Genomic DNA, 16,421 nt, shown 5'->3' on the forward strand with positions numbered 1-16,421 from the left:
ATAACAATCACTTACACCCCGCTTCGGCGGGGTTGTTCGCGTTGCGACAAACGCACTGGAAGCACTACGGAAAAAAAACAGCGCCAAACCGCGATGTGGCCGAAGGGCAAGAATCCAAGGCCCAAAGCATGAACTAAATAGTGACCGCTGCAAGTAAATCGGCCGCCCCCGATGGGACGGCCGCGTTTTCGAGATGTTATTGGGGTCAGAGTACGATGTCGGTTGCGCCGTAGAGGGTGATGTCGACCGTTTCGACCGCAAGCCCGCCGTGCCCGTCAGTGACGGTGTAGACGAAGCTGTCGGTCGCGGTCTGCCCTGTATTCAGATAGTCGAAAGCCGATGCATCGTAGGTGAAGCTGCCGTCCTGGTTATTGATGACCTCGCCCAAAGTCTCTGTGGTGTCCAGCTCGAACACCAGCGTATCGCCATCGGGATCAAAGCTGCTGACATGGATGGTCCGCAACGGCGAGGGCTGTTCGATCACGGACGAGAACTGAACCGATTGCACATCCAGATCGTCAACCGCGAAGACCGTGGTTTCGTAGTCCAGATCGTTGACGACGGCCTTGGCGCTGACGATGCGCCCGTCGCTCAGTTCGACATCATTGACCGCGATCGTGATGCGTTTCACCTCTTCGTTGTCTTCCGGGAAGGCGACGAAGGCGTCGTCTGTCAGGCTGAAGCTGCCACCATCAATGTCGAGGATCTCGAAGCTATCGCTGTCCAGCTTGGTCTGCACCCCGTCGACAAAGAGATCGGCGCCGAAGGTCCAGCCCGTGTTGTTTGGGTTGGGGTGCACGATCAACCCGTTGCCGTTGCTCAGGTAGGCATCGGCAACCTGCTGTTCGCTATAGAGGTTCGAGAAGTCGCGCAGCACCGTTTGCGCCTGGTTCGTGTCGAAATCATAGATGTACCAGCGCCCGGAATTGGGCATGTCGGTATAGCCGATCCCGGCGCTGCGCTGGATGTCGGCTGGCTCGGAAATGGACAGGCTGCTGGACGTGGTTTGCGGCGCGTCGTTCAGCCCGTCCACCGTGACCGATACGGTTTCGGTGGCGGTGCTGCCCTGGCCGTCATCGACGGTGATATCGAAGCTGGCGGTCACGCTTTCGTTTGCGGCCAGCCCGGTGAACAGGCTGCCATCGGTGGCAAAGGTCCAATCCACGTTGCCGCCCTGCGCCGACGATGATGCGTCGGTGGCGATCGAGAACAGTGCTTCGACCGCGCTGGCATTGATGCCTGCGGTGTCGCCCGACAGGGCAAAGCCGGTCACGCTGGCGGTCTGCACATCCGACGTGTCAAGATCCGAGAACACGATCTGCCCCGAGGCTTCGGTCGCCGCGACCTGCGCGGCGATGGTCATGCCGGTGTAATAGTGGGTCTCGTCGCCTTCATCGGTGCCGAGGAAAACCGACAGACCATTTGCCGGGTCGAGATCGTCGCCTGCGCTCAGCGACCCGTTGACCGGGACATTGATCCCCATCGCATCCGACGCGCCGTCCAGATCATAGCTGAGGCTGTAGTCCTCGATCCGCGGCGAGGTGACGAAGGCGCTGTCGCTGCCTGAGGAGCCGGTCAGCACCGCCAGAGACCCGCTGGCCGAGGCGTCGTCGCTCAGCAGATAGACCCCGCCCTGTTCGCGGGTGAAGATCGACATGTGCCAGTCGCCATCGGTGAGGCCGATCATCGAGTCCTGATCGCCTGTGCCGTATCGGTAACCGCCCGTCAGGGTGATCGAAACCGTGTCGTCGGTGGTCAACTCGCCGGCTGCGAACAGGTCGATTTCGGTATGGATCACGCGGTAGCCATTGCCGGGCAGAACCCGCATGACGTCTTCGCCGCGATAGCTGATCAGATCGGCCGGGCCGCTGCCGGTGTAAAAGCTCAGCAGCTCTTGCGGGCTGAGGGTCATGGAGCGCGTGGTGCCTGCGCGCACTGTTGCGCTCAGGTCAGAGCTTGCGGCGTCGATTTCCACCGCATCGTTCTGGCCGGTGACGGTGACAGTGACGGTTGCCGTGTCGGTGCTGCCCTGGCCGTCATCGACGGTGTAGCTGAAGGTCTCGGTTCCGGTTTCGCCGACGGCGAGCGCGTCGAAGGCGCCATTGGGGTCGTAGCTGAAGGTGCCGTCGCCATTGTTGGTGACAAGGCCCTGAACCCTGCTGTCGTCCACGGTCACGGTATGCGTGTCCGAGCGATCCACATCCGAATAGTCCGCACCGAGGGTCAGGGCCGGGCCGTCCTCGTCCGTGGCTGCGGCAAGATCCTGCGCTTCGGGTGCGTCGTTGACACCGTTGACGATGATCTCGGCGCTGGCGGCGACGCCCTCGGGTGCGGCGAGCAGCGTGACGCCACCGATCTGCGGGGTCGTATAGGAGATGCCATTGCCCTGCGACACGCCGGGTATGGTGAAGCTGTGTACCATGTCACCGCAGTCTGCATCCGAGTAGGGGATTTCGACGGTGACCGTTTCATTGGTCATGTCGCCCCCCACCAAGACATAGCGGGCCGGAACCTCCAGCGAATCCACGGTGGTCGGGCCGGTGTAGCTGCCCAGCGACACGCCGTCGACGCCCACGGTGGACACCACGCCATCGTGAATGGCACGCGGGCTGATCCCGACGCCTGTGCTGTTGCCGTCGATCACCACCAAGGTGCCGTTCTCCACGCCGGCAACGGCGATGGCTTGTTCCGCGGTTGCGACAGACGGGCTGCGCTTGACGCGGATCAGGGTGCCGGTGTCATTGTCGGCGATGAAGAAGGTGCCGGCGTTGTCCAGCGTCTCGGCACCGGAGGTTCCCTCATAGGCCCGGTCGGCTTCGAACACGTCGTATGCGACGGTGACCGTCGCGCTTTCGCCTGCGGCAAGGTCATCGAACTGGCCGGGGTCCAGCGTCAGCGTGCCGGTGGTTTCATCAACCGAGACCAAGAGGGACCGCCCGTCCGACGCGGTGGCCGAGCTGTTTGCGATGGCGAGCGTATCGCCTTCGATGTCGGAGGCATTGGCGAGCAGGTCAAGGGTGAGCGGCGCATCGGCCTCGGTGACACTGGCGGTGACGGTGCCGGAAACCACGGGCGCATCATTGGTGCCGGTGATGGTGACCACAACGGATTGCGTCGAGCTGCCGCCATTGCCGTCGTCCACCGTGTAGGTGAAGGTGTCGGTTGCGGTCTCATGGCAGCCAAGCGCCTCGAAGGCGCCATTGGGGTCATAGCTGAAGGTGCCATCGCCATTGTCGGTCACCGCGCCAAGCGTGCCGGTGGTATCAACGCTGAACGTGTGGCTGTCCGAGCCGTCCACGTCAGAGAAATCGGCGGCAAGGGTGATGGCGGACCCCTCTTCGCCGGTCGAGCCGCTGATCGCCGCGACGATGGGCGCATCGTTCTGGCCCTGGATCGTGACGGTGACGGTTTCCGTATCGGTGCCGCCATTGCCGTCATCGACGGTGAAGGTGAAGCTATCGGTGGTGCTCTCGCCCGGGGCGAGCGTTTCGAAGGCGCTGTTGGGGTCGTAGCTGAAGGTGCCATCCCCATTGTCGATGACAGCCCCGAGCGTGCCGGTGGTATCGACCGTGACGGTATGCGTATCGGTCGCGTCAACGTCCGTATAGGCGGCGGCGATGGCGACGGCGGGGCCGTCTTCGAGCGCGGTGGCCGTGACGGCTCTCGCGACCGGGGTATCGTTCACACCTTCGATGGTGACCGTATAAGTCAGCGTCGTGGTGCCGCCCTGACCGTCGGACAGTTCGATGGTCACGGTCTCGGTGGCGATTTCCCCAGCGCCCAGCGTTTCATAGGCATTGCCGGGATCGACGGTCACGACCAGACCGCTGCTGCTGCCCGTTGTGGCGTCTTGCTGTGCCGTGGTCTGCGCAACGCTGACGGACCCGCCGCCGGTGATGGCAGAGGAGGTGACGGAGACGGTGCCACCTTCGAGATCGTAGACATCCAGCGCGAAATCGAAGGCGCCGTCTTCGTTGCCGGTCAGCCCGTCGCCGCGCAGCTGCGCCAGCGGTGCATTGTTGCCGCCCAGGCCAAAGCTTGCATCCGCGAATTGCAGCGTCTCGAAACGGTGCAGGAAGTCGTGGCCATCAGGGCCAGAGACAAGCAGCCAGGGGCCACAACCCACAGGTTTGATGGTGTAGTCGAGAAAGGATCCCGAGAAGACCGCCGTATCGCTGCCGCGTCCACCGTACAGGATATCATTGCCGCCGCCGCCGGTGACGGTGTCATCGCCCGATCCGGCGAATAGCATGTCGCGGTAGCGCGAGCCGATGATCGAATCATCGCCGTTGCGGGTGTGGGCGATCACGCCGTGACCCCGGTCGGAATAATCGCGGTTCTGGTCCCAATGATGGTTGCGGTGGTCGTCACGATCGTGACCGCGACCGCCACTGTTTCCCTTGTCTCCGTCATCGTGTTTGTTGCGGCGATCAGAGGTCTTAGATGAGTTCGATCTCATGGAACAATCCTTTGGTACGCTTGAAGAGTTTTTCCAGCAAAATCCGCAACTTAAAATTGTATCGCGTTTTTTGTTTCTTAACGTATCGTAAGGAAAGCCCCCCCGGCCCAACAATCGCCCGAATGGGTGAATGTGACGCTGGGCGGGGTGAGGTAGGGTCGGCGACACATTCGTCTTTGGGCGACCCGCAAGGGCGCGGTTGGGGCAGACGAGGAGCGCACACAATGGCGTCACGCCGTATTATGACCGTCTGGCAGGTGCTGGGCTATGGGCTGCTGACCACGCCGCTGGCGCTGACGGGCTTTGCGTTGGTGATCTACGTTCCGACGTTCTATGCCGTGGATGTCGGGCTTGGGCTGGGCGCGGTGGGGGCCGTGTTTGTGGCCGGTCGGCTGCTGGATGTGGTGAGCGATCCCTTGATCGGCCACCTGAGCGACCGAACCCGGCATCGCGCGGGGCCGCGGCTGGTGTGGATCGTGGCGGGGCTGCCGGGGTTCATCGCGGCGACATGGCTCTTGCTGAACCCGCCCGAAGGCGCGGGGCTGGGCTATCTGGTGGCGGTCAGCGCGCTGTTTTTCCTGTTCTACACGGTGGTGGATGTGCCCTATTCCGCCATCGGAATCGAGATTTCCCCCGATGTGCATGAACGGTCCTACCTGGCGGGTGCAAAGGCGTTGTTCCAGGTGCTTGGCGCGCTTGTCGCCTCCATCGTGCCGGTTGCGCTGGCCGCCGGGATGGGCGTGTCGCTGCGGATGATCGCGATTGTCGCGGTGGCGTTGGCGGTGCTGGGCGTTGCGTTGCTGGTGATGGTGCTGCCGCCTGCGCCCGCTTTGGTTGCAGCGCGGGGGCCTTTGCTGGAGGGATGGCGGGCGGTGCTGAACAACCGGTCATTCCGAAGGCTGGCGGCGGCGTTCTTCATCGTACAGGCCGCCAATGCGCTGACCGCAGGGCTGATGGTGCTGTTCCTGACCCATGTGATCGGAGCCCCGGATCTGGTGGGGCAGATGTTCTTGCTGGTCTTTGCCGCCACCGCAGTGTTCCTGCCGCTTTGGATCAGCCTGTCGCGCTGGCGGTCGAAGCGGTTTGCCTGGGGGGCGTCGGTGGTGTTCGCCGCGGCGATGCTGGGCTTTGCGCTGACGCTGGGTCCGGGGCAGGTGATGGCGGCTGCGGTGTTCAGTACGGCGCTTGGCGCGGTCTTCGGCGCGGATGCGGTGATGCCGACCTCGATGCTGGCCGATATCGTGTCGGATGAGGCCCAGAGCGGCGACGCCCCCCGCGCGGCGAGCTTTCTGGCGGTCAAGAATGCGGTGTCAAAGCTGACCTTTGTGGTGCCTATGGGGCTGGCGTTCCCGGTGCTGGGGCTGGTGGGGTTCGACAAGGCCGGACCAAATGACGCCTACGCATTGGGATGGCTTGCGCTGTTCTACGCGGGCCTGCCACTGGGGCTGCGCCTGCTGGCCTTTATGATGATCCTGAGGCTGCCCGTGGCGGCAGTGTCCGAGACCCCGGCCGCTGCGGCGTGACGGGGCAGGTGAATCCAGCATGAGCAAAGCCAACCCCTTTGATCTGTTTGATCTGTCGGATGTGCTGACAGAGGAAGCCCGCCAGCTGCGCGCGCGGGCCTGGGGGTCGGCGCGGATGGTTGGCTGGGTGATCCTGTTCGGAGCCATTCTGTTGGTGCTGAGCGGAAACCACCGCGACGCGGCGCTTTGGGTCGCTGTGGCCGGAGGCATGGTCGGGGTGACATTGCTATATGCCTATCGCATCTGGCCCGACGGCATCGCGGACGGGCAGGCGCAGGCCTATCTGCGTGGCCATGTTGTTGTGAGCGCCTGTACCGGGCTCGTCTGGGGTGGTTTCGCCATCTACATGGTGGCGGGCGGGGGCGAGGCGGAGATTTATGTCTCGGCGGTCTTCCTGTCGTCGATCACCACCGGAGGCGCCATGTCCGGCACGGTCTACCGGCCTGGTTACCTGGCGTTGGCGACTGCGGCGCTGATCCCGTTCGGCACCTATCTGATGGTCTTTGGCGAAGGATACCCAAGGGCTTATGGCCTGTTCGCCTATCTCTATTTCGCCTTCTGCTATATCACCAACGAACAGGCCAGCGCGCGGACGCGGCGGGCAATCATGTCAGATCTTGGCCGCGCCGCCTCGCAGGAGATTATCGACCAGGGTGTGATCATCGCCCGGCTCAACGACGAGAAGAAGCGGTTCATGGCTGCGATCAGCCACGACATGACCCAGCCGGTGATTGCGCAACAGCATCTGTTGGCGCATCTCGAAAGACCGGACGCAACGCCCGAAGAAATTTCAGCGCTGGCCGGGATTCGGCAGGCGCTGAACAGTCAGAAGTATCTGCTGGATGAGCTGATCACCTATGCGCGGCTGGACACATTGGCAGCGACCGCCGCGCCCGAGTTGATCGACACGGGCGTCTTGCTGGACACGCTCTGCGCGGAATTCACCCTGCGGGCCGAGGCACGCGGCCTCACGCTGGTGACCCGGAGCGACTGCGCGACCATCATCTCGACGCGTCACATCCTGCTGCGCATTCTGCGTAATCTGTTGAGCAACGCAGTGAAATATGCCGATGAGGGCAGCGCGGTCGAGATCACCATGACGCGGGACGCCTCGGGGCGGATCGCAATTGCGGTCGCCAATTGGGGACCGGAGATCGCTTTGGCGGATCGCGGGCGCATCTTCGACGAATACGTGCGCCTGTCGGACGGGGCCGACCAGCCTGGGCTTGGACTGGGCCTGACGATCACGCGCAGTCTGGTCGCGCAGATCGAGGGCCAGATCGCGCTGGTTTCGGGCGGCGGCAAGACGGTGTTTACCGTGAGTATTCCCGAACGCCCGGTCGCGCCCGCGGTTCTGGATGAGGCGCCTTTTGTTCTGTTTGTCGGGCAATCCGAGGATCCGTTGCTTGGCAGCTATAGCGAGATGCTGTCGATCTGGATGTGGCGCTTTGCCCATGCGGATAGCGAACACGGGGCGCAGCGGCTGATCCGGCTGATGGGGGCACGGCCTGATGTTGCGGTGCTGGACATGCCCCGAGATGCGGCCCCCGATGTGCCCATTGACGGGCCCGCAAAGGGCGAGGCTGTGCCTGTGCCGGATGGGCTGGCGATGGCCGAGAGGATCGAACGCGCGCTGGGCATTCCGGTGTTGACCATCGACCGAAGCGGCGCAGCGATCACGTCCAGCCTGAGCGCGCCGTTTTCGCCGCAGCTCTTGCGGCAGCGGATCGAGGCATTGCTGGTCTAGGTTAGATAAGGCTCAATTCGCGCGCGCGCCGGGCCGCCGCGGTGCGCGATTTGACACCCAGCTCCCGGTAGATTGCCTGAAGATGCGTCTTGACGGTGTTTTCGCTGATGAACAGCGCGTCCGAGATTTGCCGGTTGGAATGCCCCTCGGCGATAAGTTCCAGCACGCGGGTTTGTTTTGGGCCAAGTTGCGGCACGATGGACGCATCGCTTTCGGCCAGCCGCAGCGACATATCACGCGGGCTGGGGCGTTTGGCTGCATGCGCCTCGCGGATCGCGTCCAGCAGGGTTTCGGGATCGGCGGATTTGTGCAGGAAACGAAATGCCCCGAGTCGCTCACTGCTTTCGCGGGTCAACCCATCCTCGGATGCGGTCAGGATGATGCAATGCGCGGTCATCCCCCGCGACCGCACCGCCGTGATCAACGCCAGCCCATTCAGATCGCGCATGGTCAGGTCGGTCACGATCACGTCAAAGCGTTTGCCCGCTTCCAGCGCCTCCAGCAGATCGAGCCCGCTCTCGAAACACTGGCAGTGCATCGTGCCATCAGGGCCGTTCAGCAAGCGGTCAAGCCCTGCGAGAAACAGCTTGTGGTCATCGACAGCCGCTACGCGGATCGCTGATTGAGGCAGGTTCGCGGCAGGGGCCATTCAGAGTTCTTGCGTCCAGAGTGGTGTTGGCCGCGACCTTACGTCATGAACGGTGAAGAGCGTGCCATCCGCGTTCAAATTTCCAGAAAACGTGCGGCAATAACACAACAATGCGGATTTCAAGATGTGTCCGCCGCGCGTGTTTCGCCGATGCGTTGTTTTCTGGGCGGTGTCTGGCGGGTGGCCCGGCGCCGAATCTTTCCTCTGTGAAGAGGCGCGGCACAGCTGCCCTGCGGGGGGCTAGGGCGTTGACATCACCGTCTTTGCGGCGCGGATCAGCCAGCCGATATCCTCGGTGCCGAGGCGTGCGACATTGACCCGGCCGCCTTTGACGACATGAATGCCGTGATCACGGGTCAGGGCGGTTTCCTGGCTTTCGGTGAGCGGCAGCAAGGAGAACATGCCGGACTGACTGGCGAGGTAGCCAAGAGCCTGCGAGCTAAACGCCTGCATTTCGGTCTGCACGATATCCGCGCGAACCTGGGCCACGCGGGCGCGCATCTGGTCGAGTTCTTGCAGCCAGAGCGTCTTGAGCTCTGGATCCTGCAAGATCGTGCGCACCACGGATGGTCCATGATCGGGCGCATGCGAGGCCCCCGAACGCACGATGGCCGATATCGCCCGGTGCATGCGCTCCCGGTCTGCCGCGCGGGTCTTGACGAACAGTGCCCCAGCGCGGTCGCGATAAATGCCAAAGGATTTGGACAGGGTGACGCAGACGATACATTCGGGGAAACGCGCGGCGATCTTGCGGGCCATGGCGCAATCCGCCTCGAAGCTCTGCGCAAAGCCGAGATAGGCAAGGTCGATCCAGGGCACGATGCCCCGGGCTTCCAGCAGGTCGAGCAGCGCGTCGAACTGTTCCACCGTCATATCTGCGCCGGTGGGGTTGTGGCAGATGCCCTGCATCAGGAACACATCACCGGATTTGGCGGCAGCGAGCCCGTCGAGCATCTGATCAAAGGTGATCGCGCGCCGGATCGGGTCGTAATAGGGAACCTGGCTGAAGCGCGCGCCGGCGGCGGTCAGGATCGGGATGTAGTTGCCGTAGGTCGGCGTTTGCAGCCAGACGGAGGGGGCCTTCGGCATCTGGGCCAGAAGATCCGCCATGACCCGCAGCGCCACCGCCCCGCCCGCGGTCTGGGCTGCGACCCAGTCGGCGCCCCAAGTGTCGCCCAGGATGGCCTGTCCCAATAGGGCGCAATAGTCGGGATCGCCGGTCAGGGCGACATAGGATTTGGTCAACTGTGTATCGACCAGGCGCTGTTCGGCTGCCTTGACCGCCTGGAGCACCGGGGTCTTGCCCTGCGCATCCTGATAGATCCCAACCGTGAGGTTCAGCTTGTCCGTGCGGGGGTCCTGCGCGAAATAATCCGCGCCGATCATGATCGGATCGACGGGGTAGTCCTCAAGCGTTTCAAACATGGCTTCGCCCTTTCCCAGGTCGCCTGCGCGTCGCTGGATTTATGTCTCAGAACCGTGTGATCACGGTGGCGCCGACGGATTGGAATTTATCCATGTTCATCAGGGCCTCGGGCGCCTCTGCAAGGCTGATTTGATTGCCGACCAGCCGGGCCGGATCGAGCTTGCCGCTTGCGACCATATCCAGCATCGCGCCATAGCGGTGAGCCTGCATCCCATGTGAGCCGAGGAGCTCGATCTCCTGGCCGACGATCTTGGGCATCGGGATCGCGGGGGCGGAATGTTCGCCCAGCATCAGCCCGACCTGGATGTGTTTGCCCCGTGGCCGCAGGCAGAGGATGGAATTGGTCATGGTCACCGGGTGGCCAAGCGCATCGAGCGACACATGCGCGCCGCCCCGTGTGAGCTCATGGATGGCGCCGGGGACATCGGCCTCCTTGCCGTTGAGGGTGGCCACCGCGCCGAGATCCTTGGCCAGCGCCAGCTTGGCCGGGTCGAGATCAACGCCGATGACATTGGCGCCAGCGGCGGCGGCGATCATCACTGCCGAAAGGCCGACACCGCCGCAGCCATGCACGGCGACCCATTGGCCCGCCCGCACCTTGCCCTGATCAATCACCGCCCGAAAGGACGTGGCAAAGCGGCATCCAAGGCTGGCGGCGGTGGCGAAATCCATGCTCTCGGGCAGCGCCACGAGGTTCAGGTCGGCCTGGTGAATGCCGACATATTCGGCAAATGATCCCCAATGGGTGAAGCCGGGCTGTTCCTGATGCAGGCAGACCTGTTGATGACCCGCGTGGCATTCCGAACAAGAGCCGCAGCCGCAGATGAAGGGCACGGTGACCTTGTCGCCGACCTTCCAGTTGGTCACATCCTTGCCGACCGCCTCGACAATGCCGGCCAGCTCATGGCCGGGCACATGGGGCAGTTCGATGTCGCTGTCATGGCCCATCCAACCGTGCCAGTCGCTGCGGCAGACACCGGTTGCCGCGACCTTGAGCACGACGCCATGGGGCTCCGGGCTCGGGTCCTTGACGGTGACGAGCTTGGGCGCTTCTTGGAACTTCTCAAAGAGGACGGCTTTCATCGCGGGGTCTTTCCGTTGCGGTTGACGATTTTCCGGCACCATACCAAATGCCGCGAGAAATGCTTTGCTAATATTGCGCGGTTTACAGTATTTTAGGGCGGAAAGTGCTCCATTTTGTGCATTTTGAAGAGGTTTCTGCCCTTGCCTGAGATTGATGCCGTCAACGCCCAGATCCTGTCCGCGTTGCAAGATGATGGGCGGATCACCAATGCGAAGCTGTCAGAGATGCTGGGCATGAGCGAGACTCCCTGCTGGCGGCGGCTGAAGCGGCTGGAGGAGAGCGGCATCATCGAGGGCTATCAGGCCAATCTGAACCGCCGGAAGCTGGGGCTGGGGGTGATGGCCTTTGTGCAGCTGCGCTGTTCAGAGCACGACCAGGCCGCCACCGCGGAATTCCAGCGGATTGTTGACGCCACCCCGAATATTCTGACCTGTCACAACACCACCGGCGCGGATGATTTCCTGCTGATCGTGGTGGCCCGGGATCTGGATGATTACAGCGCCTTTGTTGATACCACCCTGCGCCGCCTGCCGGGGGTGACCAGCATCCGCTCGAATCTCTCGCTGAAAGAGATGAAAGCCTCCAGCAAATTGCCGATCAGCCCGCCGGCCCCTGCCTGAGGTGAGCGAGGGCGGCCCTAGCGCGGCAAGTAGCCGACGAAGGAGACGATCTTCCAGTCGCCGCCGGATTTGCGCAGGGTGAAGACGGATTGCCAGCTGTAGGGCTCGTGGCTGCCGTCCCGGAGCGGGAGCTTGCCGTCAAAGACCTTGTGCAGAATGGCGGTGTCCCCGCCGTAAAAGTCGATCCGCGCGATTTCTGCGCCGGAAAACAGCGCCTGGCGCAGCTGTTCCGGGTCTGCCTTGGCGAGGGTCTGCTGGGATTGCTCCAGCCATGAGGTGCGGTAGGCCGCGAGGTCGGGAAAGCCGATGGTCCAATCGGCCGGGGTCTGTGCCCCGCCCGCATCAAGGGCGATGAAGCGTTCGGCGTCGAAATAGGGGGCCACCGCGTCCCAGTCGCCAGCGATGAAGGCGTCGATGTCGATGCGCATATGCGCCTCCCAGAGGCTGCGACGCTGGGCATCCGAGGCGGGAAAGGGATTGTCGAAAGGGGACATCTGGAGGGGCTCCTTTGGGGGATCAGCGGTGGCGCAGCAGCGCCATCACCGCGTCGGCGGCGCTGCGGGTTCCGGGGGTTTTCTGCATCTGCTCGGAGACCTGCAAGAGCCGGTCCGCCAGCGCGCGGTCGTCCAGCAACGCCATGATATCGGCGCGCAGTGTCTTTGGCGTCCAGGCGGCGCGGTCCACGCGCCGTCCCACAATGGTATCGACAGCCCGCTGCGCATTGTCGTGCCCGTCCCAGCAATAGGGCATCACCAGCGAGGGCACGCCGTGATACAGCGCTTCGCAGAAGCTGTTGTTGCCGCCGTGGTGGATGAACAGATCGCAATGTGCCACGACCGAGGGCTGCGGGAACCAATCGCCGAGAAATACATTGTCCGGCACCTGGCCATAACTGTCGAGATAGCCGCCGACATTGACGATGAAGCGCGCGTCGATTTCGGCATAGGCGTCGATCAATCGCTGGATCAGCTCGGTGTCCAGCGCGCCAAGCGAGCCGAAGCTGGTATAGACGAGGGGGCCGGAGTTGCGCCGGAAATAGGGCAGCTCAAAGGGGCTTTCATCGCGCACGCAGCCCTCAAGATAGACAAAACGATCCGGGTCGAGCGGTGTGGCCCGGTCATATTTCACCACCGAGGGCGCGAGCAGGAGATTGAGATCGTCGGAGTTCTCCAGGAAAATTCCCGGCGCAAGCGGGGGCAGCCCGCATTTGCGGCGAAAGGCGTTGTAGCGTTTATGGGCGCCCTGCGCGGCGTTGTGGTAGGCCTTTTGAAAGGCGGCGCAGTCGGCGGCATCGGTGGCGGAGAGGCCGGACAGATAGGGCGGCACGGCAGGGTCCGGCAATTCGGTTTCGGCGCAGGAGACAACCCGCACCCAGGGGCAGCCCGCCTGGGTGATGGCGGGGAACATGATGACGTTATCCAGCAGAATCGCATCCGGGCGGATCTGGGCGAGAATGTCCTTCAGGCTGTCTTCTACTTCGATCGCCGTGTCCACGATCGCCTCCCAGGTGGGGGCAACATAGGTGTCGAGCTGCGCAAGCGGCGGCAGGTTGAAGTGCGGCAGATGGGTGTTGAGGAAGTCTTCCCAATGGGCTTCGGCGGTTTGGGTGCTCTGACTGGGCTGGGCGGTCAGGTGGAATTCGGCAAAGCCATATTCCGCAAACACACCGACAAAGCCGGGATGGCAGATAAACACCGGGGTCGCGCCCTGTTTGCGCAGTTCTTGCGCAATGCCGACGCAGTTCAGCGCCGCGCCAAAGCTGGCTTCGGGGAAGAGGGCGATTGTTGGGGACGTGTTCACGGGCGCGAACCTCTTCTAAGCGGTGAAATGCCGCGGTTGGTGGCCTCCGGGCGGCGAATGCTGGAGCGGCGTAAATGCACCGTCATCTGATCGGCGGCCAGCGCATATTGCTTGCGGTCCAGACTGTCGAGGATTTCCATGTGCTCTTCCATCGCCTGATGCATGCGGAAGGCGGGGATCGTCGGACCTTTTTTCGACGCCTGACGCAGGCGGTGATGGGTCAACAGGGCGCTGCGCACAAAGCGGTTGCCGGAGCTTTCGGCGATCAGGCTGTGAAAGTCGATGTCGATGCGCTGAAACAGGGTGGCGGAGGTGCGGGTTTCCTCCACCGCGAGAAAATCTTTCATCTGGCTGCGCAAGAGGCCCACTTTTTGCGGATCAACGGCGAATCCGGGGGCTGAAATCGCCAGGGGTTCAAGCGTCAGGCGCATCTCGAAACTCTCTGACGCCGATTTTGGGGAATCTATCATGGGTTGAAAGGCCCATGCGCGCCCCGGCAATTGCGTAACGATTCCCTCTTGGGATAGTACTTTTAGCGCAAATAGTACTGTACTTCTGGCGGTGCTGTATCTTCGAGCAAGGGCGCTGACGGACTGTATTTCATCCAGGCGTCTTTCGCTGCGATCCAGTAGGATGCGATTGGCAAGAGTCTCTTCCGCGTTTTCCAGTTCCTGAAGGGCGGCGGTGATGCGATCGGCGGTATCTAGCGCGGTAAAATATCCCTTCTCTTGTCGCCACTCTAAAATTCCTTTTGATTCAAGCAGCTTAAGGGCGGATCGGATGGGGGTTCGAGAAACGCCGCAGGCGTCGGAAAGGGCTTGCTCTGGCAGGTGTTCACCACATTTCATGCCGCGCTCCAGGATGAGCGCGGCGATCTGCTGTGCCAGGTGCAGGTGGCTCTGGTGAGAGTTGCGCCGCGTGCTTGCCATTTTCGAGGGGTCCTCCCTTTGAGGGTCGGCGGCTTTGCCAAGGTTTTCTGAAAAGAACAGCAAATACAAATTGACGTACTTTTGTTCTGAAAAATACAGTTTGGGCAGACGGCACGCAATAGCCGCCAGAATAAATCTTGGCCTTGCGACCAAGGCTCAACACACAGGGAGAAACAAGATGAAGCGGAAGATACTCGCGACAAGTGCCTTGTCGGCGGTGGCGGTTTTCGGGATGTCCGGGGCGCTGCTCGCCGGGGATCTCGTGGTGTCAAACTGGGATGGCTACATGGCCCCCGATGCGATCGAAGCCTTCAGCGCCGAAACCGGCAACGGGGCCGAATTGGTTCTGCATGGCACCAACGAAGAAATCATGGGCAAGCTGATTGCCTCTAAGGGCAAGGGCTATGACGTGGTTTTTGTCTCTTCGCCCTTTGCCGAGGTGCTGCACAACCTGGGCCTGGCCGAAACGCTGGACCATGCCAAGCTGCCCAATCTTGCCAACCTCTATCCCGAAGCGGGCGAGCTGGCGCATGATCCCGGCAACATGTTTTCGGTGCCCTATGCCTGGGGCACGACCGGTCTGTGCTACCGCTCTGACGCGTTGGCCGAGGCGCCGGGCAGCTGGATGGATCTTCTGAGCCCGGCCGAGGATGTCAGCGGCAAGACCACGATGCTGGCCACCGACCGCTGGCTCTTGGGCGCGGGGTTCCTGGCCAAAGGGTATTCGGTGAATGAAACCGATCCCGACAAGGTCGCCGAGGTGCGCGATCTGCTGATCGACGCCAAGCACACGCTGCTGGCCTATGACGACACCACATTCTACGCCAAGCTGGTGTCCGGCGAGGCGGAGCTGGTGCAGGCCTGGGATGGCTGGTGCAACTATGGCATCGCCGAAAATTCCGACATCAAATACGTCATCCCCGAAGAAGGTTCCGACCTCTGGGTGGATACGATGGTCATCCTGAAAAATTCGGAAAACAAGGACGCGGCCTATGATTTCGTGAACTTCATTCTGGACGCGAAAAACCACGGCTGGGCGGCTGAAAACATCCTCTACAAGGTGCCGAACAAACCCGCCATGGAGAGCCTGTCCGAGGATTTCCTTGCCAGCTATCCGAACATGGCCATCAGCCCCGAAGAGCTGATCACCTATGAACAGCTGCGGGATGTGGGCGAGGCGCAGCGGCTTTATGCGCGCACCGTTTCGGAGATCAAGGCGGCGCCCTGACGCCTGATTTTCCGACCACGTAAAGGCGGACGGGCGCAGGCCCGTCGCCGTCCTTCCAGATTGTACGCAGGCCCCGGTCTGCGCCAAGCACAAGTGTCCGCATGAAAGACCGCAAACCCCTTTACCTCATGACCCCGGCGCTGGCCTGGTTGACCGCCTTCATGGTTATCCCCTGCCTGCTGATCCTGGCTTTGGCCTTCTTTCGGCGCGGGCTCTACGGTGGTATCGAATATACCTTCACCCTTGAGAACCTCGCGCTGGTGTTTGATCCGCTCTATGCGGGCATTTTCCTCAAGTCCGCTGCGATCGCCGGGCTGTCTGCGCTGATCGCCGTGATCATCGGCTATGCGGCGGCCTTTGCCATTGCGGCGGCGCCATCGCGGCGACAGCCGATCCTGCTGTTTTTTGCGGTGCTGCCGTTTTGGTCGAACTATCTGGTGCGCACCTATGCCTGGATCGTGCTGCTGAACCGCGAAGGCCTGATCACCGGGCTGGCGCGCTGGCTTGGGTATGACGCGGAGATGCCCCGTCTGTTGTACACCGAAGGTGCCGTGGTTGTGGGGCTGGTCTACAATTACCTGCCCTTCGTGATCCTGGCCTGCTATGCGCCCCTGTCGCGCCTGAACCCGGAAATCGCCGAGGCCTCTCGTGATCTGGGGGCGAGCAGCTGGACCACCTTTCGCCGCGTGGTGCTGCCGATGACGGTGCCCGGCATTGCCACCGGTTTCGTCTTTGTCTTCGTGCTGTCGATCGGCAACTTCGTGACCCCGGCGCTTCTGGGGGGCGGGCAGTTCCAGATGATCGGCAACCTGATCTACGCCCAGTTCCTGACCGCCAATGACTGGCCCTTCGGGGCGGCGCTTTCGATGGTGCTGATCGCCATCATGATGGGGCTCTTGACCCTTCAGACATTTGCAACCGAACGCGCCTCTGGTGCCAAGCGGGAGGAGAGCTGA

Annotated in this window: 12 protein-coding genes; 5 read left to right on the top strand and 7 right to left on the bottom strand. The window is 62.5% G+C overall.

Features of this window, described 5'->3' with window-relative positions; genetic code table 11:
- Positions 1 to 205: 205 nt before the first annotated feature.
- Positions 206 to 4,459 (bottom strand): Ig-like domain-containing protein, encoded by a 4,254-nt coding sequence (locus HCZ87_RS20845; RefSeq protein WP_167641827.1) that lies wholly within the window; start codon positions 4,457 to 4,459, stop codon positions 206 to 208.
- Positions 4,460 to 4,683: 224 nt separating this feature from the next.
- Between HCZ87_RS20845 and HCZ87_RS00605 the strand changes: the two genes are divergently transcribed.
- On the top strand, positions 4,684 to 5,982 hold the full coding sequence (locus HCZ87_RS00605; protein WP_167641828.1) for an MFS transporter: 1,299 nt from the start codon (positions 4,684 to 4,686) through the stop codon (positions 5,980 to 5,982).
- 19 nt (positions 5,983 to 6,001) lie between these two features.
- Positions 6,002 to 7,729: a HAMP domain-containing sensor histidine kinase gene (locus tag HCZ87_RS00610; protein ID WP_167641829.1), complete on the top strand. Its 1,728-nt coding sequence runs from the start codon at positions 6,002 to 6,004 to the stop codon at positions 7,727 to 7,729.
- A gap of 1 nt (position 7,730) precedes the next feature.
- Here HCZ87_RS00610 and HCZ87_RS00615 read toward each other — a convergent pair whose 3' ends face one another.
- The 3 genes from HCZ87_RS00615 to HCZ87_RS00625 form a co-directional block, all read right to left on the bottom strand.
- The gene (locus HCZ87_RS00615) at positions 7,731 to 8,378 is read right to left on the bottom strand and encodes a response regulator transcription factor (protein ID WP_167641830.1); all 648 of its coding nucleotides are present in this window, start codon (positions 8,376 to 8,378) and stop codon (positions 7,731 to 7,733) included.
- Between the two features lie 240 nt (positions 8,379 to 8,618).
- Positions 8,619 to 9,803 carry an aromatic amino acid transaminase gene (locus tag HCZ87_RS00620; protein ID WP_167641831.1) on the bottom strand — a complete coding sequence of 395 codons (1,185 nt, stop codon included), beginning with the start codon at positions 9,801 to 9,803 and terminating at the stop codon, positions 8,619 to 8,621.
- 46 nt (positions 9,804 to 9,849) lie between these two features.
- A complete protein-coding gene (locus HCZ87_RS00625) occupies positions 9,850 to 10,887 on the bottom strand; it encodes a zinc-dependent alcohol dehydrogenase family protein (protein WP_167641832.1) in 1,038 nt (345 codons plus the stop codon).
- A 141-nt stretch (positions 10,888 to 11,028) separates the two neighbouring features.
- Here HCZ87_RS00625 and HCZ87_RS00630 point away from each other — a divergent pair, with 141 nt between their 5' ends.
- Complete coding sequence (locus tag HCZ87_RS00630) at positions 11,029 to 11,508, top strand: Lrp/AsnC family transcriptional regulator (protein WP_167641833.1); 480 nt, start codon at positions 11,029 to 11,031, stop codon at positions 11,506 to 11,508.
- A gap of 17 nt (positions 11,509 to 11,525) precedes the next feature.
- Here HCZ87_RS00630 and HCZ87_RS00635 read toward each other — a convergent pair whose 3' ends face one another.
- From HCZ87_RS00635 to HCZ87_RS00645, 3 genes are read right to left on the bottom strand one after another with little or no spacing between them, the layout of a single operon-like run.
- Entirely contained in the window at positions 11,526 to 12,002 is a 477-nt protein-coding gene (locus HCZ87_RS00635; protein ID WP_167641834.1) for a hypothetical protein, read from the bottom strand.
- A gap of 22 nt (positions 12,003 to 12,024) precedes the next feature.
- Positions 12,025 to 13,308 (bottom strand): glycosyltransferase, encoded by a 1,284-nt coding sequence (locus HCZ87_RS00640; RefSeq protein ID WP_167641835.1) that lies wholly within the window; start codon positions 13,306 to 13,308, stop codon positions 12,025 to 12,027.
- A complete protein-coding gene (locus tag HCZ87_RS00645; protein WP_254868470.1) occupies positions 13,305 to 14,390 on the bottom strand; it encodes a GntR family transcriptional regulator in 1,086 nt (361 codons plus the stop codon). Before HCZ87_RS00645 ends, HCZ87_RS00640 begins: the two co-directional genes overlap by 4 nt.
- Positions 14,391 to 14,415: 25 nt before the next feature.
- On the opposite strand from HCZ87_RS00645, the gene HCZ87_RS00650 reads away from it, so the two are divergent.
- Entirely contained in the window at positions 14,416 to 15,465 is a 1,050-nt protein-coding gene (locus HCZ87_RS00650) for a spermidine/putrescine ABC transporter substrate-binding protein (RefSeq protein WP_167641836.1), read from the top strand.
- A 101-nt stretch (positions 15,466 to 15,566) separates the two neighbouring features.
- Positions 15,567 to 16,421: an ABC transporter permease gene (locus tag HCZ87_RS00655; RefSeq protein WP_217701923.1), complete on the top strand. Its 855-nt coding sequence runs from the start codon at positions 15,567 to 15,569 to the stop codon at positions 16,419 to 16,421.

It is taken from the genome of Phaeobacter sp. HF9A (assembly GCF_011806385.1).
Lineage (GTDB): Bacteria > Pseudomonadota > Alphaproteobacteria > Rhodobacterales > Rhodobacteraceae > Epibacterium.

Excerpts from the sequence above, each read along its gene's own strand:
- HCZ87_RS00655 (WP_217701923.1), top strand. The coding sequence starts at position 15,567 with ATGAAAGACCGCAAACCCCTTTACCTCATGACCCCGGCGCTGGCCTGG.
- HCZ87_RS00625 (WP_167641832.1), bottom strand. The coding sequence starts at position 10,887 with ATGAAAGCCGTCCTCTTTGAGAAGTTCCAAGAAGCGCCCAAGCTCGTC.
- HCZ87_RS00610 (WP_167641829.1), top strand. The coding sequence starts at position 6,002 with ATGAGCAAAGCCAACCCCTTTGATCTGTTTGATCTGTCGGATGTGCTG.
- HCZ87_RS20845 (WP_167641827.1), bottom strand. The coding sequence starts at position 4,459 with ATGAGATCGAACTCATCTAAGACCTCTGATCGCCGCAACAAACACGAT.
- HCZ87_RS00635 (WP_167641834.1), bottom strand. The coding sequence starts at position 12,002 with ATGTCCCCTTTCGACAATCCCTTTCCCGCCTCGGATGCCCAGCGTCGC.
- HCZ87_RS00620 (WP_167641831.1), bottom strand. The coding sequence starts at position 9,803 with ATGTTTGAAACGCTTGAGGACTACCCCGTCGATCCGATCATGATCGGC.
- HCZ87_RS00605 (WP_167641828.1), top strand. The coding sequence starts at position 4,684 with ATGGCGTCACGCCGTATTATGACCGTCTGGCAGGTGCTGGGCTATGGG.
- HCZ87_RS00615 (WP_167641830.1), bottom strand. The coding sequence starts at position 8,378 with ATGGCCCCTGCCGCGAACCTGCCTCAATCAGCGATCCGCGTAGCGGCT.
- HCZ87_RS00650 (WP_167641836.1), top strand. The coding sequence starts at position 14,416 with ATGAAGCGGAAGATACTCGCGACAAGTGCCTTGTCGGCGGTGGCGGTT.